This is a genomic window from Paucilactobacillus vaccinostercus DSM 20634 (assembly GCF_001436295.1).
Taxonomy (GTDB): domain Bacteria; phylum Bacillota; class Bacilli; order Lactobacillales; family Lactobacillaceae; genus Paucilactobacillus; species Paucilactobacillus vaccinostercus.
Genome location: NZ_AYYY01000063.1, coordinates 64,039 through 85,209, shown reverse-complemented (window position 1 = coordinate 85,209; position 21,171 = coordinate 64,039). Strand labels below are relative to the sequence as shown.

Annotated in this window: 23 protein-coding genes; 2 read left to right on the top strand and 21 right to left on the bottom strand. The window is 44.4% G+C overall.

The genetic code is table 11. The features are described 5' to 3' along the window. Positions 1 to 139: 139 nt before the first annotated feature. The 3 genes from hpf to FC26_RS10900 all read right to left on the bottom strand — a co-directional run bounded on the left by hpf (position 140) and on the right by FC26_RS10900 (position 2,834). Positions 140 to 694, bottom strand: coding sequence for a ribosome hibernation-promoting factor, HPF/YfiA family (gene hpf, locus FC26_RS10910; RefSeq protein ID WP_057780553.1), 555 nt, complete (start codon positions 692 to 694; stop codon positions 140 to 142). A gap of 134 nt (positions 695 to 828) precedes the next feature. Continuing rightward, a complete protein-coding gene (locus FC26_RS10905) occupies positions 829 to 1,518 on the bottom strand; it encodes a ComF family protein (protein WP_057780550.1) in 690 nt (229 codons plus the stop codon). Then, complete coding sequence (locus FC26_RS10900; RefSeq protein WP_057780547.1) at positions 1,515 to 2,834, bottom strand: ATP-dependent helicase ComFA; 1,320 nt, start codon at positions 2,832 to 2,834, stop codon at positions 1,515 to 1,517. Before FC26_RS10900 ends, FC26_RS10905 begins: the two co-directional genes overlap by 4 nt. Positions 2,835 to 2,898: 64 nt before the next feature. Here FC26_RS10900 and FC26_RS10895 point away from each other — a divergent pair, with 64 nt between their 5' ends. After that, positions 2,899 to 3,543, top strand: coding sequence for a YigZ family protein (locus tag FC26_RS10895; protein ID WP_057780544.1), 645 nt, complete (start codon positions 2,899 to 2,901; stop codon positions 3,541 to 3,543). Between the two features lie 49 nt (positions 3,544 to 3,592). Here the strand turns inward: FC26_RS10895 and FC26_RS10890 are convergent, their stop codons facing one another. The 4 genes from FC26_RS10890 to FC26_RS10875 all read right to left on the bottom strand — a co-directional run bounded on the left by FC26_RS10890 (position 3,593) and on the right by FC26_RS10875 (position 8,398). Beyond that, on the bottom strand, positions 3,593 to 5,431 hold the full coding sequence (locus FC26_RS10890; RefSeq protein ID WP_057780542.1) for an APC family permease: 1,839 nt from the start codon (positions 5,429 to 5,431) through the stop codon (positions 3,593 to 3,595). A gap of 174 nt (positions 5,432 to 5,605) precedes the next feature. Continuing rightward, complete coding sequence (gene groL, locus FC26_RS10885; protein WP_057780539.1) at positions 5,606 to 7,231, bottom strand: chaperonin GroEL; 1,626 nt, start codon at positions 7,229 to 7,231, stop codon at positions 5,606 to 5,608. Between the two features lie 73 nt (positions 7,232 to 7,304). Next, entirely contained in the window at positions 7,305 to 7,589 is a 285-nt protein-coding gene (gene groES / locus FC26_RS10880; RefSeq protein ID WP_057780535.1) for a co-chaperone GroES, read from the bottom strand. Between the two features lie 155 nt (positions 7,590 to 7,744). Continuing rightward, positions 7,745 to 8,398 carry a redox-sensing transcriptional repressor Rex gene (locus FC26_RS10875; RefSeq protein ID WP_057780533.1) on the bottom strand — a complete coding sequence of 218 codons (654 nt, stop codon included), beginning with the start codon at positions 8,396 to 8,398 and terminating at the stop codon, positions 7,745 to 7,747. A gap of 163 nt (positions 8,399 to 8,561) precedes the next feature. Here FC26_RS10875 and FC26_RS10870 point away from each other — a divergent pair, with 163 nt between their 5' ends. Then, the gene (locus FC26_RS10870; RefSeq protein ID WP_057780531.1) at positions 8,562 to 10,505 is read left to right on the top strand and encodes an ABC-F family ATP-binding cassette domain-containing protein; all 1,944 of its coding nucleotides are present in this window, start codon (positions 8,562 to 8,564) and stop codon (positions 10,503 to 10,505) included. A gap of 79 nt (positions 10,506 to 10,584) precedes the next feature. Here the strand turns inward: FC26_RS10870 and tsaD are convergent, their stop codons facing one another. From tsaD to dnaX, 14 genes are all read right to left on the bottom strand, one after another. Continuing rightward, the gene (gene tsaD / locus FC26_RS10865; protein WP_057780529.1) at positions 10,585 to 11,598 is read right to left on the bottom strand and encodes a tRNA (adenosine(37)-N6)-threonylcarbamoyltransferase complex transferase subunit TsaD; all 1,014 of its coding nucleotides are present in this window, start codon (positions 11,596 to 11,598) and stop codon (positions 10,585 to 10,587) included. 2 nt (positions 11,599 to 11,600) lie between these two features. Then, complete coding sequence (gene rimI / locus FC26_RS10860; protein ID WP_057780527.1) at positions 11,601 to 12,182, bottom strand: ribosomal protein S18-alanine N-acetyltransferase; 582 nt, start codon at positions 12,180 to 12,182, stop codon at positions 11,601 to 11,603. Further along, positions 12,166 to 12,900 carry a tRNA (adenosine(37)-N6)-threonylcarbamoyltransferase complex dimerization subunit type 1 TsaB gene (gene tsaB / locus FC26_RS10855; protein WP_057780525.1) on the bottom strand — a complete coding sequence of 245 codons (735 nt, stop codon included), beginning with the start codon at positions 12,898 to 12,900 and terminating at the stop codon, positions 12,166 to 12,168. The genes rimI and tsaB overlap by 17 nt, the downstream gene beginning before the upstream one ends. Positions 12,901 to 13,063: 163 nt before the next feature. Beyond that, entirely contained in the window at positions 13,064 to 14,062 is a 999-nt protein-coding gene (gene galE / locus FC26_RS10850) for a UDP-glucose 4-epimerase GalE (RefSeq protein ID WP_057780523.1), read from the bottom strand. A gap of 48 nt (positions 14,063 to 14,110) precedes the next feature. After that, a complete protein-coding gene (locus FC26_RS10845) occupies positions 14,111 to 14,875 on the bottom strand; it encodes an acyl-[acyl-carrier-protein] thioesterase (RefSeq protein ID WP_057780521.1) in 765 nt (254 codons plus the stop codon). An 11-nt stretch (positions 14,876 to 14,886) separates the two neighbouring features. Beyond that, positions 14,887 to 15,750, bottom strand: a complete 864-nt coding sequence (gene rsmI, locus FC26_RS10840) for a 16S rRNA (cytidine(1402)-2'-O)-methyltransferase (protein ID WP_057780519.1) — start codon at positions 15,748 to 15,750, stop codon at positions 14,887 to 14,889. 17 nt (positions 15,751 to 15,767) lie between these two features. Then, positions 15,768 to 16,109, bottom strand: coding sequence for a DNA replication initiation control protein YabA (locus FC26_RS10835; RefSeq protein ID WP_057780517.1), 342 nt, complete (start codon positions 16,107 to 16,109; stop codon positions 15,768 to 15,770). A 1-nt stretch (position 16,110) separates the two neighbouring features. Beyond that, positions 16,111 to 17,130: a DNA polymerase III subunit delta' gene (holB, locus tag FC26_RS10830; RefSeq protein WP_057780514.1), complete on the bottom strand. Its 1,020-nt coding sequence runs from the start codon at positions 17,128 to 17,130 to the stop codon at positions 16,111 to 16,113. 12 nt (positions 17,131 to 17,142) lie between these two features. Next, positions 17,143 to 17,472 (bottom strand): cyclic-di-AMP receptor, encoded by a 330-nt coding sequence (locus tag FC26_RS10825; RefSeq protein WP_057780512.1) that lies wholly within the window; start codon positions 17,470 to 17,472, stop codon positions 17,143 to 17,145. 28 nt (positions 17,473 to 17,500) lie between these two features. Further along, a complete protein-coding gene (gene tmk, locus FC26_RS10820) occupies positions 17,501 to 18,139 on the bottom strand; it encodes a dTMP kinase (protein WP_057780511.1) in 639 nt (212 codons plus the stop codon). Between the two features lie 18 nt (positions 18,140 to 18,157). Continuing rightward, the gene (locus FC26_RS10815; RefSeq protein ID WP_057780508.1) at positions 18,158 to 18,406 is read right to left on the bottom strand and encodes a YaaL family protein; all 249 of its coding nucleotides are present in this window, start codon (positions 18,404 to 18,406) and stop codon (positions 18,158 to 18,160) included. Positions 18,407 to 18,417: 11 nt separating this feature from the next. Continuing rightward, positions 18,418 to 19,017, bottom strand: coding sequence for a recombination mediator RecR (gene recR / locus FC26_RS10810; RefSeq protein ID WP_057780506.1), 600 nt, complete (start codon positions 19,015 to 19,017; stop codon positions 18,418 to 18,420). Between the two features lie 14 nt (positions 19,018 to 19,031). Next, on the bottom strand, positions 19,032 to 19,346 hold the full coding sequence (locus FC26_RS10805; RefSeq protein ID WP_057780504.1) for a YbaB/EbfC family nucleoid-associated protein: 315 nt from the start codon (positions 19,344 to 19,346) through the stop codon (positions 19,032 to 19,034). 25 nt (positions 19,347 to 19,371) lie between these two features. Beyond that, entirely contained in the window at positions 19,372 to 21,135 is a 1,764-nt protein-coding gene (gene dnaX, locus FC26_RS10800) for a DNA polymerase III subunit gamma/tau (protein WP_057780502.1), read from the bottom strand. Positions 21,136 to 21,171: the final 36 nt, after the last annotated feature.

Sequence of the window (21,171 nt, the reverse complement as noted above, 5' to 3'; positions counted from 1 at the left end):
AATTTATTTTACAGTATCAAATTGTATTCTATCATTATTTGTGATCAATGAAAACAAACAAGTCCATAAAAATCAATGTAAGCGGGCCCTAAAAAAGCTCGAAGCGATCAATCGCCCCGAGCCCTATTACATGATTAACTTAGTTTTCGCTTGCTTCGATCAGACCATAACGGCCGTCGTTGCGCCGGTACACAATGCTGGTACCGTTGGTTTCTGCATCTTCGAATACGAAGAAGTCATGGCCTAACATATCCATCTGTAAAATAGCTTCTTCATTATCCATTGGCTTCAAAGATACCTGTTTCGTCCTAACGATCTTCAGTTCTTCGTCATTACCGTGTTCTTCGGTTTGCTCGTTAGGCGTAAACTCAAGATTTTTATATCCCTTTTCACGGGATTTACGGTTAATCTTTGTTTTATATTTCCGAATCTGGCGTTCCAGCTTATCCGTAACCAGATCAGCACTACTGTACATATCAGGTGAAGTTTCTTCGGCCCGCAAAGTCAGATATGGTAATGGAATCGTAACTTCGACCTTGGCGTTCTTATTGGAGTAAACCTTTAAATTAATATGTGCCGTTGCTTCGACACTATTTTCAAAGTATTTTTCCAGTTTGCTAATCCTCTTAGTTACATAATCGCGAATTGAATCTGTAACCTCGATGTTTTCACCACGAATGTTGAACTTAAGCATAGAACATCTCTCCCTTCAGTACAAGTATCCACTTGTCTGATAAACTAAGGATCGCTATTGCATTTATCCTTACATTTATTATAGATTAGTTTGCATTTATAAACAATGAAAAAGCAAACGATTTCACAAATTATTTAGCGTGCCAACGTTATACTTTCAATTTGACTAGGGTGATACGACCGACATAGTGCTGCCGCGTGATACAACGTTCGTCCGGTTGTGTACACGTCATCAACTAATAACACCCTTTTCCCATTAATGGGTGTCTGTGCCAATGCCGCCCCCACCATTTCAAATGGTTGCTTGGTAGCCAATCGCTCCTGCCGATTTTTATGTGACTGTCGTTCTTGTTTATGATGGGCGCGCGTTTCAATTAGTGGTTTCCAGTCACAATGAGACAACATCCCCGTTACTTGATTGAAGCCCCGTTCTTTCCAAGTGGCCGGGGTGACCGGAATTGGCACGATAACATCGGCACTAACAGTGGCAATCATCGCCTGGAGTGGCGCGGCAAATACTTGGCGTAACCGGTAGTCTCCCACAAACTTGTACTGCTGCATAAAATCATGAAGTGCTTCATTGTAATGCAGTAAACTCCGGTTAACGAGTAAGAACCCCGTTTGTTGCTGCCATTCTTGACACTGCCCACATAGTTCAGTGGTCGTTTGTGGATGCCCACAGCCGCGACATGCTGCGCCTGTAATCCATTCAAATCGTCCCCAGCATACTTGACAGACCTGATGATCTTGAACTGGCTGCCAAGCTAATAACTGTTTCAATGTCAACTCATTTTTGATGCCACTACCACATAGTAAGCACTTCATCGTTGTAGTCTTCGCCCCTTTCGATTAACAAATTTAATCTGTTGCTGTGCCCCAGTTACGTTTTGGGCAGCACTGCCCACCCAAAATAAGACATCTCCGGTCGGGCGAGATACCGAGCGCCCCGCGCGGCCCGCAATTTGAACCAGCGCCGCGGTCGAAAAAACGGCATCGTCCGCCCCAAGAACAAGCACATCAATCTCTGGAAAAGTAACCCCCCGCTCTAAAATAGAAGTCGTTACTAAAAAGTTAATTTGCTCGTCTCGCATCGCTTGGACCTTAGCCAGACGATGATCATCCGCGGCATGCACCGTCGTCACTGGGATTCCCAGTTGCCGTTCTAAAACGGTTTGAATCGGCGCTAAGTCTGCAACGTGTGGCACAAATAACAAAAAGCGCTGATGTGAATTAAGTCGTTTCTTCATGGCTCCAATCAGCGACTGCGGCAATCGTTGCCGACCTAATTTAGTACGCCATTTGGGCACTAGGCGAACTTTGATTTCGGGCAACAAATGGCCGTGATAACGAAGTGGCAAATAACTAATCGTGAGTTGTTTCCGCCGCACCCGTTGTAGCAAAGCTTTTCCTGGCGTAGCTGTTAAGTATAGGCAACCACCGTCCGGTTTAATCGCCTGTTGTGTGGCAAAATATAACTGTGGATTACTCGCATATGGAAACGCATCAACTTCATCAACAATCAAATTGTCAAAAGCGTGGTAAAATCTTAGTAGTTGGTGTGTCGTACAAATCGTTAATTGCCGATAGGTGTAGGGTTCGGTTTGTCGGCCGTGTAGTAAGCAAATTTGTTGGTGACCAAACGCACGTTGCAATCGTGGATACAATTCTAAGCACACGTCCACTCGTGGTGAAGCTAAGGCAAGTCGCTCACCGCGCCGAATAGCCGCTGCAAGCGCACGAAACAGCATTTCTGTTTTACCGGCTCCCGTCACCGCCCACAGTAGGTGTTCTTGATGGTGTGCTAAACACTGGTCAACTTCCCTAGCACACGCTTCTTGGAGCGGAGATAACGTTCCCTCCCAAGTGAGTGGCTGACGATCTGACGGAAACTGGTTGGGCTCAGGAAGATGATAAAAACTGGCCAGGGTTGAAACACGTCCAAGTGTCAGGCACTGTGGGCAAAAGAATTGGCCGCGAGGTAACAGCGCCTCAGTTTTGTTGGTCACCGTGTTACACCGCAAGCATCGAACGTCGTGGTCCTGAATTGTCATCGTTGCCATCTCTTCAACTTGCTGTGGGGGCACAAACTCGGCTGGTAACTCTTGTCGTAGTAGTCGACGACCATAAAGTAATTCTTCCATTCTTGTTCACCTCTAATGACAAGATACGATAATTAACACCCATTTCATTTTAAAAGGAGTCATTATGAATCAGCCTTACTTAACCATCGCAGACAATCACACATTTGAACAAGTTATTAAAAAATCCCGCTTCATTTGTTCACTAGGTCGAGTTTCATCAGAGGCGGAAGCCAAACAATTCCTCGCAACGATTTCTAACCAACATGTTAAAGCTAACCATAACTGTTTTGCATACCTATTGGGCGACCACGATGAAGTTCAACGCGAGAGTGATAACGGTGAACCAAGTGGGACCGCCGGTGTGCCAATCTTGCAAGCTCTCCAACACACGGGCGTTCACGACACAATTGCCGTTGTTACGCGCTATTTTGGCGGGATTAAATTAGGCACCGGTGGCCTAATTCGGGCCTACAACGGAACCGCTGCCGCGGCAATTCACGAAGTTGGCCTCATTCAGCGAATTTTACAGGATACTGTCATCATTCAAGTGCCATACCATTTGCACGATCAAGTTGTCTATGCACTAGCACAGGATCAAATTGCTGTGCACGATCAGCAGTACGGCGTTGACGTAACGATGACTATTTTTGTCAATCATGATCAACGTGACGTCATCATTTCAAATTTGACCAACCAGTTTCACAATCAACTCACCATTCAAATTGGGGATCCCCGATTCAACGAAGTCCCCTACCAGCCGGAAAATTAAAAAGTGTCCGCATCCCTTGCAAAACTGCTTGGGTGCGAACACTTTTTTACTATTCTTTTAGATGGTAATTATAGGTTGAAACAATAATATTTTCACGTGAATTCAATAACGTTCGAAGTCGCAAACTCGTCTGGTTATGCAACGCCATTTGCCATGGTCGTCGTGGCACGAATTGCGGTACCAAAACGGTCGTCGAATAATTACGGGCCGTTGCCCGCTTAGCGATGACGTCAACAAACCGTAACGTCGGTGTCGCAATTGAACGGTACGATGAATGAATATCAACAAACCGAACATCGGGAAATTCAGCCTTAAATTCGTTCGCCGTTTTATGCTCTTTCCCCGGATTTTCATCGAAGGAAACGTGCATGGCGATGACGTAATCCCCAATTGAACGGGCATAGTTGATGGCCCCGGCCGTTACCCGTGTCACGTTGCTAACCAGCACAATGACAGTAGCACCCTCAAAGTCCTTAATCTGAACTTGTGTTTTACCAGCGACCCGTAATTGACGGGCCACCTTCTCGTAGTGCTCATGAATCTTGTGGAACATGTACAACAGGATGGGCATGATAATCAAATAAGGCCAAACGTTGGCTAAATGTTGCCAGAACAAGAAAACAACTAGCGATAACGAAATTAATGCGCCCACTAAGTTAATCAGCGACTTACCAAACCACCAACCATCGCGCGTTCGGAACCAATGAATAATCATTCCCGACTGTGATAGTGTGAATGGCACAAAGACCCCAACAGCATAGAGCGGAATTAACAGCGTTGTTTTCCCATGGAAAATAAAGATCAGGGCAACAGCCCCCAACGCTAACACGATAATCCCGTTCGAATACCCGAGTCGATCACCACGATCCATAAAGGCATGGGGCATAAACTTGTCCTTGGCCAAGTTGAAGGCCAAAATTGGGAACGCCGAGAAACCTGTATTTGCTGCAACTGCCAAAATCATGGCCGTTGATAGTTGCAAGAGATAGTAGCCAACGCCATGACCACCGAAGACTGTTGAGCCAATCTGTGACAGCACGGTGACGTGACCATTCGGAATAATTCCTAAGTAATAACTCAGGAAGGTGACCCCAGCGAAGAAGCTGGCAAGAATCAAACACATAATAACCAATGTGTTAGCCGCATTTTTCGCACGTGGTCGATTAAAGTTTGGTACCGCGTTACTAATGGCTTCCACCCCGGTCAATGAAGATGACCCAGCTGAAAACGCCCGAATAAAGAGTACCGCGGACATTCCAGAAACAGCACTCCCAACGGCTGCGGGGGCATGATACTGGATATGGCCGGTAACAATGTTAAAGAAGCCCCAAACGATCATAATAATCATCATGATCACGAAAAAATAGACTGGAATTGTCAAAAAATTAGCACTTTCACTCATTCCACGTAGGTTCATTGCCATAATTAAGAAAACAATGACCACCGAGATAATCACTGAATGCTTGTACAGTGCAGGAACCGCCGAGACTATCGCTTCAGTTGCCGACGTCGTCGATACGGCAACGGTCAACATGTAATCGACCAGCAATGAGCCTCCCGCGACGAGTCCACCATCACGCCCCCAATTGGTACTGGCAACCACGTAGGCGCCCCCACCACTTGGGTAAGCATGAATAATTTGTCGATAAGATAGTGTAATTGCAAGCAACAAAATTAAAACAACGGCAGCAATTGGCAATGAATACCACAGCGCTGCAGCAGACAACGTTACTAACACCGTCGTAATTTGTTCAGTACCATAGGCCACTGATGATAACGCGTCAGATGATAACAACGCTAATGCTTTAAATTTAGTTAGATGTTGGCCGCCTTCATCAAGCGTCTTTAAAGGCTTGCCAATTAGCAAGCGTTTCAGATAGCGCCACATAATTATTCTCCCCTCAATTAAAAAACAATCATCAGTCATTGTACTACATTAAAATTTTGAATACTACCACAGATTTAATCTCTTTCGAAAACAAAGTTCAACCCTTTACCCCTCAAAAACAGAAAAAAGCCTGAGTACAAAACTCAGACTTTCTCCAACTACTTACTATCTTAATTACATCATTCCGCCCATACCGGCACCAGCAGCTGGTGCAGCAGGTGCTGGATTATCTTCTGGTTTGTCGGCAACAACGGCTTCGGTCGTCAACAATAATGCAGAAACGGAAGCTGCGTTTTGAAGAGCTGAACGCGTTACCTTAGTTGGATCAACAATTCCGGCAGCAACCATATCTTCAAATTCGTTCGTTGCGGCATTGTAACCAATGCCTGGTTTTTCATTCTTCAAGTGTTCAACAATCACTGAGCCTTCAAAGCCGGCATTCTCAGCAATTTGGCGAACTGGTTCTTCTAGTGCGCGCTTAACAATCTTAACACCGGTAGCTTCGTCGCCTTCGGCTTCAACAGCGGCCACGTCGTTAATGGCATTAACAAGCGCTGTACCACCACCAGACACAAAGCCTTCTTCGACAGCGGCACGAGTAGCATTTAAAGCATCTTCAATCCGATACTTCTTTTCTTTCAGTTCAGTTTCGGTTGCGGCACCGACACGAACAACTGCCACACCGCCAGCCAACTTAGCCAAGCGTTCTTGTAATTTTTCTTTGTCAAAGTCTGAAGTCGTTTCAGCAATTTGACCCTTCAACAAATCAACACGTTCTTGAATTTGTTCTTTGGCACCAGCACCTTCAACGATCGTGGTGTTTTCCTTTGTCACAGTAACCTTGTTAGCTTGACCAAGTTGAGCCACAGTTGTGTCCTTCAAGTTCAAACCAAGGTCATCGGTAATGACAGTCCCACCAGTAAGGATGGCAATATCTTCGAGTTGTGCCTTCCGACGATCACCGAAACCAGGTGCCTTAACAGCAACCACGTTGAATGTGCCACGCATCTTGTTCAAAACAAGGGTTGGTAAGGCTTCACCAGTAATATCATCGGCAATAATTAGAAGTGAACGGCTTTGTTCAACAACTGATTGTAGCAATGGCAAAATGTCTTGAATGTTACCGATCTTCTTGTCCGTGATCAAAATGTATGGGTTGTCGAGGTCAGCTTCCATCTTATCGTTATCAGTTACCATGTATTGTGACATGTAACCACGATCAAATTGCATTCCTTCAACAACGTCCAAGGTTGTATCCACACCACGAGATTCTTCGATAGTAATGACACCGTCGTTACCAACCTTTTCCATGGCGTTAGCGATTAATGCGCCAACTTCTGGGTTAGCAGCTGAAATCGATGCGATTTGTGCAATGTCGTCCTTTGTCTTGACGTCGTGTGACATCTTATGGAGGGCATCAACAGCAGCCTTAGTTGCTTTTTCGATCCCGCGACGGATTCCAACAGGGTTAGCACCAGCCGTGACGTTCTTCATTCCTTCGTTGACAATCGCCTGTGTCAAAACAGTTGCGGTTGTCGTTCCGTCACCAGCAATATCGTTAGTCTTTGAAGCAACTTCTGAAACTAACTTGGCACCCATGTTTTCAAAGTGGTCTTCCAAGTCGATGGCTTTAGCGATGGTCACCCCATCATTAGTGATCGTTGGTGAACCATATGATTGTTCAAGGACAACGTTACGTCCCTTTGGTCCAATTGTGGTTTTAACAGTGTTTGCTAATTTATCAACACCCTTAAGCATCTGTGCCCGAGCGTCTTCAGAAAACTTTAATTCCTTTGCCATAATTTATTTCACCTCATAGATATTGTTTAAATTAACGTTTAAGATTAATTAGATCTGATTAGGTCTTCCCAAACTAGTCGACGATTGCGACAATGTCTTTTTCATGGACAACCAGGTACTTAACCCCGGCGTATTCCACTTCACTGCCGGCATACTTATCAAATAAGACGCGGTCGCCTTCCTTAACTGAAGGAGCAAGCTTTTCACCGTTATCAAGGACACGGCCCTCACCAACGGCAACTACTTTAGCAGTAGTTGGCTTTTCTTGAGCATTCGATGCTAATACAATCCCACCGACTGTTTTTTCCTCTTCTTGTTCAGCTTCTAGAACAACGCGATCTCCTAATGGTTTTAACACGTCTATCCCTCCATCAATTTTAATATTTTTAGCACTCGAACACTTCAAGTGCTAATCACAAAATCTACTATATCATTTTCTGAACCAAATGCAAGAAATAACCACTTAAAAAAACGAGGTTTTCGTTGATGTGCGAAAACCCCGTTATGGCAATCTTATTCTGATTTTTTATCGTCCGATGATCCATAATGATCGATGAAATAAATTAACGTTTGGAGTTCGTTGGTCAAATCGACATTTTGAACCCGCACACTTGCTGGTACTGCTAATCGGAGCGGCGTAAAGTTCATGATCCCCCGAATTCCGACTTCAACCAGTTGGTCCGTGACCGTCTGGGCAGTTTCGGAGGGCACCGTCAAAATAACAACATCAATTTGTTGTTCCTTGAGTTGCTTGCTCATCTCCGACATTGCGTACACGGGTACGCCACTTTGAACCGTGTTAATAATATCATCATTAACATCAAACGCGGCGCTAATCCGCATATTACCATTTTGATGAAAATTAAAATTAAGGAGCGCGTGGCCCAAGTTACCAACCCCGACTAGGGCAACGTTCGTCAATTTATCTTGGTTCAAAATATTTTTGAAAAAGTCCAAGAGGTCCTTAACATCGTACCCGTAACCTCGCTTACCTAATTCACCAAAATATGAAAAATCACGACGTATCGTGGCCGAATCAACCTGAATAGCTTCTGAAAGTTCCGTTGATGACACACGTTGTTTATTCGAGCTCAATAAAATATTTAAATAACGATAGTAAATCGGCAACCGCTTGGCCGTTGCCCGGGGAATCTTGCGATCTGTCATTTTTTCTCCTTCTTCCCAACTACTTTGTGAATCCCAGTCTCTTACTCATTCTAGCATAATTTAATACATTGTGAAACGATTTTCAAAACAAAGCGTGGTTTCAAAGCGGAATTGCATCAATTTGTGCTACAATTCTACTTATACTATATAAAGGAATAAATCAATGCTACTATTACAAACTAACAACGTGGCGCGCCGTTTTGGCGCCGAAACATTATTTCATAAAATTAACTTTCAAATTCAAGATCGCGGGCGAGTGGCGCTCGTTGGCCGGAACGGGGCCGGCAAAACGACACTGCTCAAAATCATTGCGGGGATTAACCCGCCCGATGATGGGGATGTCTCGATGCGCAAAGATTGTCAAATTGGTTACCTGGCACAAGACCAGGGACTCAGTAGCGATCAAACCATCTGGGATGAAATGAATGCCGTTTTTGCCAAGCTGCACCAACAAGAACGTCAAATTCAACAACTCGAACAACAAATTAGCAGTCTCGATCCCCAAGCTGCTAACTACCAAGATGTTTTAAATACCTACGATCAAGTTCAAAATGCCTTTTCTCAAAACGGCGGTTATACCTATGAAGCTAAAATTAAAAGTGTGCTCCACGGGTTTCATTTTGAAGCTGATCGCTACAAAACCGTGATTAATACCCTTTCTGGTGGTCAGAAAACACAAATTGCACTCGCAAAGCTCCTGCTCCAAGAACCCGATCTCCTCATTTTGGATGAACCGACTAACCACTTGGACATGCAGGTACTCGCCTGGCTCGAAGATTACCTGAAAAGCTACGATGGTGCTTTACTGCTGGTTTCTCATGACCGTTACTTTCTAGATCGTATCGTCAATGAAGTTTTCGATCTCGAAAATCAAACATTAACTCATTATTCGGGTAACTACTCTGCCTTTACCACTCATAAGCAAGAACGCCTAAAAGCGGAATGGAAACAATACGAAAAACAACAAACCGAGATTAATAAGTTAGAAGACTTCGTTAACCGCAATATCGTGCGGGCTTCAACCACGAAACGCGCTCAGGCACGTCGTAAACAACTGGAGAAAATGGATCGCCTTGATCGTCCAGAGGTGGATGACTCGTCCATCCATTTCACCTTCAGTGCCGATCATCCTAGCGGCAATATTGTTTTGGATGTTGCGGATGCCACCATCGGTTATCCAGACAAAGTCTTGGCCCATCCGGTAAACTTTGAAATCCGAAAACACCAACGCGTTGCCATCATTGGCCCTAACGGTGTCGGAAAATCGACGTTGCTTAAATCTATTTTAAATAAGATTTCGTTACTTGGTGGTCGTGTTAAAACTGGTGCCAATGTTCAAATTGGTTATTATGATCAAGAGCAACAAGTTTTACATCCGCAAAAGACCGTCCTTGAAGAAGTCTGGGATGACTATCCCACCGTCGATGAAAAGGATATTCGTTCCTTGCTGGGCAGTTTTCTCTTTGTCGGAGATGACGTTTTTAAACCTGTTAGCGCCCTCAGTGGTGGTGAGAAGGCACGCCTTCAATTAACCAAGCTATCATTTGAACACGCTAATTTCCTCATTTTAGACGAACCCACTAACCATCTGGATATTGATAGTCGTGAAGTTTTGGAACAGGCAATCAATGAATTCGATGGTACCGTTCTCTTCGTATCGCATGACCGCTACTTCATTAATCAAGTCGCAACCGATATTTTGGCACTCGATCAGACTGGTGCGCAACATTTTGTTGGTAACTACGACGATTACCTGATCGAACTAGCTAAGCAGGCTGGAGCAGCAGATGATACCGTAACCACCACCGTCTCCGTTGAAAAACAGCACGCCCAAAAATCTTTCCAACAGAGTAAGGAGCAACAAAAACAACTCCGAAAGCTGGCACGTGTCGTTGAGGAATACGAAACTCAAATGAATGAACTAGAGACTCGGCAAACCGCCATTGAAACCGAAATGGCACAACCCGAACTCGCTTCCGATGGTGTCAAATTGGCTGATCTACAAAAGGAACTCGATCACTTGACCGCTCAACTTGGTCAAGTTGAAGAGGATTGGACAACAGCAGCTGAATCACTTGAAATATTTCAAGAAGAACTTGATCAATAATTTAAAGCGGTCGTACGCCCATCTCCATTAGTCAGGAGATATGGCGTACGACCGCTTTTCAGTTACTATTTACTTTTAATTAAAACGATAATCCCGGCATGGCATTCAAACTCATATCGGCACGCTGACCCTTTCGATAGGCCACCTCACCCGCCGCTCCAATCATTGCCGCGTTATCACCGCATAGTTTTAAGGGCGCCTTTATCAAGGTTACCGTTGGAAATTGACGCGTTACATCTGCTTCAAGCCGCTCCCGGAGGCCTTGATTGGCAGCCACACCCCCAGCTAAAATTAATTGCTTAACTGGGTACTGTTGCAGCGCCTTGAGCGTCTTTTCCACTAATACATCTACCACACTTTGTTGGAAGCTGGCCGCTAAGTCATTACGATCAAGGGTTTCGCCACGTTGTTCAGCATTATGAAATGTATTGATAAATGCACTCTTTAAACCGCTAAAACTAAAGTCATAGTTGTGGTCTTTCTCCATTGCACGCGGAAAATGAAATGTATCGTGGCCCGCGTGAGCCCACTCATCGATCGTTTTCCCCGCTGGATATGAAACGCCTAGGACGCGGCCAATTTTATCGTAGGCCTCTCCAGCCGCGTCATCACGCGTTTCGCCAAGAATTTCAAAACTGTATTCGTCCTTCATGTAGACAATCTCAGTGTGCCCACCGGAAACGAGTAGCGCCATCTGAGGAAAAACAAATTCATTCACAAACCGTGCAGCATAAATGTGGCCCGCCATATGATTAACAGGAACCAACGGTAAGTGGTGCGCCCAGGCAACCGCTTTGGCGGCAGATACCCCCACTAATAGTGAACCAACTAATCCCGGTCCATACGTGATAGCAACCGCCTTTAAATCATCATAGGTTACGTTGGCTTGATCTAGGGCTTCATCCAAACACCGTGTGATCTGCTCAATATGATGGCGACTGGCCACTTCCGGCACAACACCACCAAAACGTTGATGACTGTCGATTTGAGTGGCAATAATATTAGACAAAATTTTATGACCATCTTCTACTACGGACACACTGGTCTCGTCACAGCTTGATTCAAACGCTAAAATTAAATTTCTGCTCGCCAACTTTATTCATTTCCCTTCAAGTAGTTTAAATTAAGTTGCATATCTAATGCATCCTCACGGTCACCAAAATAGTAATTCTTTTTAACCTTTCCAGGTAAAAAGCCCATTTTTTTGTAGAGTCGTTGTGCATCAACGTTACTGATTCGGACTTCTAAGCTCATTACTTCCATATCGAGTAGCACCGCCTTACGCATCATCTTACGGATTAAGAAACGACCAATTCCGTGACTTTGGAATTCCGGAACTACTGCAATATTGGTAATATGAGCTTCATTTTTAGTATAGCTAAACGAGCACCCCGCAAAAGCCACCAGACGGTCATTTTTACGTACGACCAAATACAACCGATCCTTGGTTCGGCGAATCTCCTGACTAAAGGCACTTTCATTCCAAGGCGTCGCACCGTAGACCTGTTGCTCAACCTGTAAAATTTCGGGAATATCCGTAATCTGCGCGTGGGCAATAAAGTATGTCTCTCCATTAATCTTTTCTACCGCATTTTTAAACCGCATGACATCTGCAATTTTTTGGCGCTGTTGTTGCCGCTGATTGTTTAAAAACCACTGCTTAAACTTCTCGAACATATGATTGTTTTAACTCTCCTGGGTGCTTTTTTTGCCAATTGGCTTCCGCTTCCGTAATTCTAAGATAGTCCGGAACAAACTCATCAAGTTGTGTTACCGGCTGGGCGCTACGCCCCAAGATGGCCAAATCATACGCTGAAGGAATCGCGTAGTTCGCTGGTAATCGCGTAATGAGTGAATGGGCGGGCGATTGTGCAACCTGTTCATCAAATTGTGCATCGAACTCCCCAACCATTGAAACTGCTTCTTGGCGTTCTTCGACCAATTGTAACAGGTCTTCAAAGCTCATATGTTGTTGTGCCAGCCACTCGTTCATTTGACCTTGTTGTGCCTGATATCCAGCCGCAAACACATTATTTCGACGAGCATTGAAAATCACAATGGTTGGGCGGCCTGCCTGTAATTGCGCTACATGAGCACCAATAACCTTCAAACTCGAAACACCAACTAAATCAATCTGCAACGTATCAGCAAGTGTTTTAGCCGTCGTGACCGCAATCCGAACACCGGTATAGGATCCGGGACCCTTAGCAACTACAATCCGATCTAGATCAGCTGGTTGCCATCCCGCAATAGCCACCAATTTTTCAATAGTGGGCATCACATAGATACTATGATTTTTGGTCAAATTGAGCGTGGTTGTCGCGATCAATTGATCATCATCCGTAATTGCGATGCTTAGCGGATGATTTGAGGTATCAATTGCTAAAATTTTCATGTTTCTCGTCCCTTCAACTCAGGTCTATCATTATTTATCCGTTCTATTTCGAGCCAGTATTCATATTAACACAATCACCGACGCAATCAATATTTTAATCCGTTTCCCGAAACTAAAAAAGCCGTCCGAATTTTTTTAATTCGAAACGACTTGTTGAATTATATTATGCCTGTCGATCGTCATAGCCGTTTGGATGGGTTGAATGCCATTGCCAAGCGGTCTTAATAATATCGTGAACGTCGTCAAATTGTGGTTTCCAGCCAAGAATTTCACGGGCGTTCTTACTTTCAGCTACCAACGAATCCGGATCACCGGGACGCCGTGGTGCTAATTTTGCTGGAATTGGTTGACCAGTCACTTCACGCGCTGCTTCTAACATCTGCTTATTTGAAAAACCAGTTGACGAACCGAGATTAAATGCCCGACTGTCGTTTCCTTCAGCAAGATACTTCAAAGCAAGGATATGAGCATCTGCCAAATCCATCACATGAACGTAATCACGTACATTAGTCCCATCCGGCGTATCATAATCATCGCCGAAAATGCTTAACTCATCGCGCTTTCCTTGAGCTACTTGCATGATAATAGGAACAAGGTGTGTTTCAGGACCATGATCTTCACCAATCGTTCCATCCGGCTTAGCCCCAGCAACGTTAAAGTAACGCAATGCAACAAAGCGAATGCCATAGGCGACATCCGCCCAATGCATCATTTTTTCCATTAGTAACTTACTTTCCCCGTATGGGTTAATTGGTTCCTGTGGATCAGTTTCCTTGATTGGAATTGATTCTGGCACACCATATGTGGCAGCAGTTGATGAGAAGACAATCTTCTTCACATCATGATCATGCATGGCTTCAAGTAAGGTAATCATACCACCCGTATTGTTATCAAAATACTTAAGTGGTTTTTCCATTGATTCTGGTACGATAGAAAATGCTGCAAAATGAACAACTGCATCAATGTCTTCACTATCAAATACTGAATCTAGAAATTTTCGATCACGCACATCACCTTCATAAAACTTAGCCTGTGCGTTAATTGCCTTTCTGTGCCCCGTTGATAAATTATCTACTACGACAACGTCTTGTCCTTGTTCAACTAAGCGAGCAACCATATGAGAACCAATATAACCAGCCCCGCCTGCTACTAAAATTGACATACTATCCCTCCAACCAATTGATAACACCAGTGTACCACAAAAAGCAAGTTATGCGTTTTCATTCCACCAACAATTTGCTTGAGCGTGCAATTCTTGATTGACGAGGATTTGATGTTTAGTCATGACTTGTCCCTGATCACTGCTTATCGCCGGCGTAACCTGACTGGTTACTAGATCACCATAACGCACTTCACGCTCATATTTAATCGACATTTTGGTTAGCGTATGGGTCTTCAAGAAATCAGCATCCAGCGCATCCAACATCCAATCGAAATAGTGGGCATTATTAACGTGCAGATTCGCATCAATATCAAAGTAGCGTACTTGGTACTGCTTTTGCGTCACCGCTTCTTCAGTCTGAATCTCATCCGGTCGATGCAACCGGGGAATGCGTTTTACGGGTGCCGAATGATACGGATAAATGACTTCATCCGGAATTCTAACCATCTTTCGGGTGGCCATATCCATGAAGACAAACACCCCATTAATGTGGGCCAACTCATTACCCGCCAGATCCTTAACCCAAAATTCACGAAACGCAAAATACTTATTGTACGACGTTGCACGGGTCCCCAGTAGGACCTGCTCTCCAATCTTTGGAAAATGGTCAACAAAAATATCATAGCTAGTGATCACCCAGCCACCACCAACTTCTTTCACGGCCGCCTCACCAATTTCAAGCGCTTCCGACTGCGAACCAGATGCCAATACGGCCAAGTTAATCAGCATTCCGAGGGTCAAATAGCCCTTTGGGTCACACTCGTAGTATGTAATTTGGTGCTGCATTTCAAACTCGTTGTCCTTTAAGACCATTTTTTCACCCCTTATAGTTCATGGTAGTCTCGATAAACGTCCTGCCGATTCAGGCCATTTTGTTTCGCCACTTCTTTAATCGCAGCATTCACAGGCTTCCCGGCTTCAATCAGTCGATCAATCTGTTCATTGATCGGCAACGCGATCTCCGGACTAGCTGATAAAACCTGATCGAAACCGGCCACCATGATGACAAATTCACCACGAATTTGGGTATCCTGCGTCCATTGTTTGATCTCACCAAGCGTCCCCCGAATAAATTCTTCGTATTTCTTCGTTAGTTCACGAGCCAAAACAACTTGATGGTCATCACCAAAAACGCTCGCCATATTACTAATTGTTTTTTTCAACCGATGCGGTGCCTCGTAAAAAATCATCGTCTCTTGATGCTGCTTTAGGGCTTGCAACTCATCGACTTGCAAACTATTCTTACGATCTAAAAAGCCATAAAAGTAAAACGGCTGTGGCACTAATCCCGATGCGATTAAGCCGGTCAAGCCAGCATTAGCCCCTGGCAGTGGCACAACGGCAATTTGGGCGGCCACACAAGCCGCCACTAATTCCTTGCCGGGATCGGAAATTGACGGCATTCCAGCATCACTCACCTGAGCAATCGTGGTACCAGCTTGCATTTTCTCGATGAGTTGTGGAATCCGTTGCGCAGTATTATGTTCGTGAAAACTAATTTGTTTTGTCTCAATTTCAAAATGATTCAATAGTTTTTGCGTGTTGCGCGTATCTTCCGACGCAATTAAATCAACTTGTTTTAACGTTTCAACGGCCCGGTAGGTCATGTCACCCAAGTTGCCAATCGGGGTTGGCACCAAGTACAGACAACCCGTGGCTGTTTTTTCAAAGCTTTTCTGTGACTGCATATTTTCCTCCGAAACGGCTAATTACCACGGCGACCAAAGATTGCATCCAAGCAAAACGTGCACGATTCATGGTGATCCAACCGTTTACCATAGTATTCGTTGCACACATGAAATCCCTGTTCGTACAACTTTTGCAGGTTTTGCCGGGAAGTCGAAAGTTCATTAGATTCTGATTCTTGGTGACTTTCAGTGATAATTTCGTGTAGATGTTCGTTTTCAATTGAAAGTTCCGCATTTTCCTCCAGAACTTCCGTAATCTGAAGCTGCAACTGTTCCATTCTATCCAACAAATCCTTTGTTTGTCGGGTAACCCGTTCAAAATGATCATAGATCTGACTCTTATCTAACTTTTCACTCATTTCACACCTCCGAACCACCACTAAGTTCATTAATGATTTTAATCGTTAGTTCTTCTACAATATTCTGAAACCCAATATTTTGATCAAGCGCTCGTCTGGTCTGCAACGTCAGCTGGGCGGCTCCCGTAATGACAGCACCCGAATACTTCTGCCCGATTTGCTCAATGGTTCGCGCCGCCATTTTGAAACTCACACGCTCGGTGTTTTGGTTCACCGACATCATTGTGTCCCGCCATACCAACATCAACATGTCCAGAATTGTTTGCTGGTGATCCCGGTTATCGGCAACCGGCATAATTTGCTGACCAACGGCAATGAACGCCCGCATATCACCAATTGCAACCAGCCGATACCAGTCCAAAACTGCAGTCTGAGCCTGCTTTAACCAATCATTTTCCATCCACTGCTGGACCATCTCAAGCGAATTAGTCAATCCACTCGCGACATCAATCACTTCACGATCAATACCGTTAGCTGCCAACAGCTGTTTAAACTCCGCTAGCGGCAGTGGTGGAAATTCAATCACCTGCGTTCGCGATTGAACCGTCGGTAAAATCGCCCCTTTGTTTGTGGTGATTAAGAACGCCACAAAACTACTGGTTGGCTCTTCTAAAAACTTCAGCAAGCTATTAGCAGCACTAGTTGTCATTTTATCGGCTTCTTGGACGATAAACACTTTTTGATTACCTTCCACGGCACTTTTACTGAATTCTGATTTCAAAAACCGAATTTGATCTACTTTAATCTGTCGACCATCCGGTGCAACCATAATCACATCCGGATGAATTCGGTGTTTGATCCGTTGGCACTCTTCACAGGTCCCATCTGGATTCCCGTGATCATCCACATGCAGACAAAAAAGACGCATTGCCACCCATTGGGCTAACTGTGTTTTCCCCGCACCAGATGGTCCCACTAGCAGATAAGCATGCGCTAATTCTTGTTGACCGATCGCCGCCTTAAATCGCGCCACAATTGGTTGTTGCAACGTCACTTCATGTTCTTCTTGCGTACTTGTCATCTCGATCACACTCTAAAATTGATGAAATTGTTCAACTGGCAAGACAAACACCGTTGCGCCACCAACCTGAACCTCGACCGGATATGAAGCCGATGCATCCATTGACGCATCCATTCCCACTTGAGGGGTCATAAATTGACCACGTGAATGTGATGTCGTTTTGATAATATCCAAGACTTCTTCAACCCGTTCATCGTCGACACCAACTAAAAACGTCGTATTTCCAGACCGTAAAAAGCCGCCGGTACTCGATAACTTCGTTGCACGAATATTAGCCTCAATAAACGCGTTACTTAATACGTTACTGTCCTTATCCTGGACAATTGCAATGATCATTTTCATCACTTATCACTCCCAACGTTTGACTTAATTAAAACAGGTTCGGATATTTTTGCAAGATTGTTTTTTTCACCATCGAGATTACAACGTCTAATGGTTGACTGGCATCAATCAGCTTAATTCGTTGCGGATAAGCCCGTTGTAGATGCAAATATGACTGCCTTACCCGTTGATGAAATTCAAGTTGTTCCACATCGAGGCGGTTGATCTCCCCCGTCCGGTGTTCCATAATCCGGCGAATGCCTTCTTCCGACTTAATATCCAAGTAGATGGTTAAGTCTGGTTCTAGTCCATCAATCGCAAACTGGTTCATATTCCAAACCTCTCGTTCGCCAATTTCTCGACCTGCGCCTTGATATGCGATTGAGCTGTCAACATATCGATCACATAACACCACTTGGCCTCGATCAAGCGCTGGAATAATCTGTTCCACTAAGTGTTGTCGACGTGCTGCGGCATATAACAGGGCTTCAGTTCTCGCATCCATTTGGGTGTTTTTAGGATCCAAGATGATCTGCCGAATAGCCTCTGAAATCGAATTACCACCCGGTTCCCTCGTTAGCATCAGTTGGTTGCCTAACTTGGCTTGCAACTCATCACCTAAAATTTTGATCACACTCGTTTTGCCGGCGCCATCGGGGCCTTCAAATGAAATAAACTTCCCTGCCATGTTATTCTCCCAACTACATTACTGTTTAACAGATATATTTCGTTCCAACTGACCATGCACCTGTCGCCGGCGTGCTTCACGAAACAGGTACAAAAACTTTTGTTCCTGTAACTTAGTTTGCATCACAAGTTCAGTATTGACATCACTTTCGTAAACCGCCAGTTGTGTTTCTTTCGCATGATCCCAGTCGGCCTTCACCGCATAGATTAAATCTAATAACTGTTGATCGTAAGTTTCTTTTACTTTTCGTGCCCGCTTTTTAAACATCCGTTATCTCCCTAGATCTCTGTACGTCCTTCAACGGCCTTATATAATGTCATTTCATCGGCATAATCAATATCGGCACCGACCGCCAAGCCATGGGCCAACCGCGTCACTTTAATCCCCGCTGGTTTGATCAGCCGTGAAAGGTACATCGCGGTTGCTTCACCCTCAGTTGAGGCATTAGTGGCCACAATAACTTCTTTGACTTCATCGTTAGTTTGCAAACGCGTCAGCAAAGATGAAATATTAATATCTTCTGGGCCCGTTCCTTCAATTGGCGATAGCACCCCATGTAACACATGATAAAGGCCGTGGTATTCCTTCATTTTTTCCATTGAGATAACGTCTTTGGACTCTTCAACCACTAAAATCGTACTCTGGTCGCGCTGCTTGTCGCGACAAATTGAGCAAGGATCTTCTTCCGTCAAATTGCCACAAATACTACAAAAATGCAGATCACGTTTCGCGGCTAATAATGATTTAGCAAAATTGGTCACATCATCACTATCCATACTAACCGTATAAAAAGCTAGTCGGGCAGCTGTTTTGGCACCAATCCCTGGTAATTTCATATAACTATCAATCAATTGTGCAATTGGTTCTGGATACTGCATCTAACTACCTTCTTCTACATTCCTGGAACGCCTTTAGTGTACTTTCCCATCGTTTGCTGTGTTGCATTGTCGATCTTTGATAGGCCATCATTAACAGCAGCCAATACTAAATCCTGTAGCATATCAACATCATCCGGATCAACAGCTTCTGGGTTGATTGTTAAATCTTTCAACTTCTTATCACCTGTAAATGTTGCTTTAACCATATCGTCTGGTGCAACCCCCACAAATTCTTGGGCGTTCAAAGTTTCTTGTTCCGCCATCATCTGTTTTTGCATCTTTTGTGCCTGCTTCATCATTTGTTGCATATTTCCCATACCACGCATCATAATTAATTTCCACCTTTACTTTTTATTAGTCGTCTTTAACTTCTACCAGGTCATCACCGAAAAACTTCTTTGCTTCATCTACCATTTTATCATCGATCGGTTCTTCTGTGCCGGGATTGTCATCGTCTTCATCATTTCTTTTTAATTGGTCTTCTTTTGCAGCGTCAGAATGGTCACCCAAGTGATGTTGATCGATAAAATCACGACGAATCGTTGGCCATTGCTCCTTGGGAACAAACACAACGGTCCGTTCCGACCCACTCAATCGATTCAAGTCTGCTTCCATATCATCTTCAAGTGACTGATCATCGGCTGCCTTTTGATATAGCAAACTATATTCAAAGGCCACAATCACCCCGTCGTGACTTGCTGCTACCGGTTGCGAAACATGCAGCAATGCTCGCTGAGGCACAGATAGCATGTTCAACATGTCATCCCACAGATCACGAAGATTGACCAAATCGTCCTTCGTTGCCGCCTCCAAGATTGGATAAACCTTAGTCAGGTTAACCTGAACCTGACGGGTAGTAGCCTTTTTCTTTGGCTTTCGTTCCGTCGTCTCGTTACGCCCAGTTGCTGGTCCCTGTTGCAGTTGCTTAACAACTTTTTGTAGCTCTTGAACTTGTTGCTGTAACGCAGTCACATCCGGCGTAGGTTCAGTTGGCGCAACCACGGGCGTCGCCGTTTGGGCACTGACCGTTTCACCGGTCAGTTGCGCTAATTTGACCGTCAACACTTCGAGGTAAACGTCCGGATGGGTCGTAAAGCGCATTTCCTGTTGAATATCATTCAATTGATCAATCATCAGGTAAATTTTTTCGGGACTGGCCAACTTTGTCAAGGTTTCAAATTGTGCTTTACTCATCCCCGTGCTTGTCAGATCAACCATTTCGGGTGCTTCTTGATAAAGAAGTAAATCACGCGCAAATGAAATCAAATCTTCAATAAAGCGTTGTCCATCCTTACCTTCATCCAAGATGGCCTGCATTGTTTCCAACGCCGCCGCACTTTCATGTTGGTTGATTTGGGTGAAGTATTTTTGCAGCAAGTCTTTCGTCACACTACCGGTTACGAGTAGCGCATTATCTAACGTCACTTCATTATCACTAAATGATAATACCTGATCCAAGATACTTAGGGCGTCACGCATTCCACCCTCTGCCGCATTTGCAATCACCCAAAGTGCCTGTTCATCATACTCGACCTGCTTTTCACCCAAAATGAATTTCATCCGCTGAAAACTATCATCAGCAGAAATTCGGCGAAAATCGAATCGTTGAGTTCGTGAAATGATCGTCAACGGAATTTTATGGGGTTCCGTTGTCGCCAAAATAAAGACCACGTTAGCCGGTGGCTCTTCCAAAGTTTTTAAAAGGGCATTAAAAGCCCCCGTCGAGAGCATGTGAACTTCATCAATAATATAGACTTTGTAATCTGCCTGAGTTGGCGCGTACTTGGCCTTATCCCGAATATCACGAATCTCTTCGACACCATTATTGGACGCAGCATCAATTTCAATAACATCGTTCATTTGCCCCGCAGTAATTTCACGACAGGATTCACATTCATTACATGGTTCACCATCTTTAAGATGATGACAGTTAATTGCTTTCGCAAATATTTTAGCAGCTGACGTTTTACCCGTTCCCCGTGGACCGGTAAACAGGTATGCATGACTCGTTTGGTGGGTCATCAATGCGTTTTTGAGTGTGGTCGTGATAACACCCTGTCCCACAATTTCATCAAAACGCTGTGGCCGCCACACGCGATATAGGGCCTGATAACTCATGTGATTACTCCTTTTTAATAACGTCTATTATTCGTA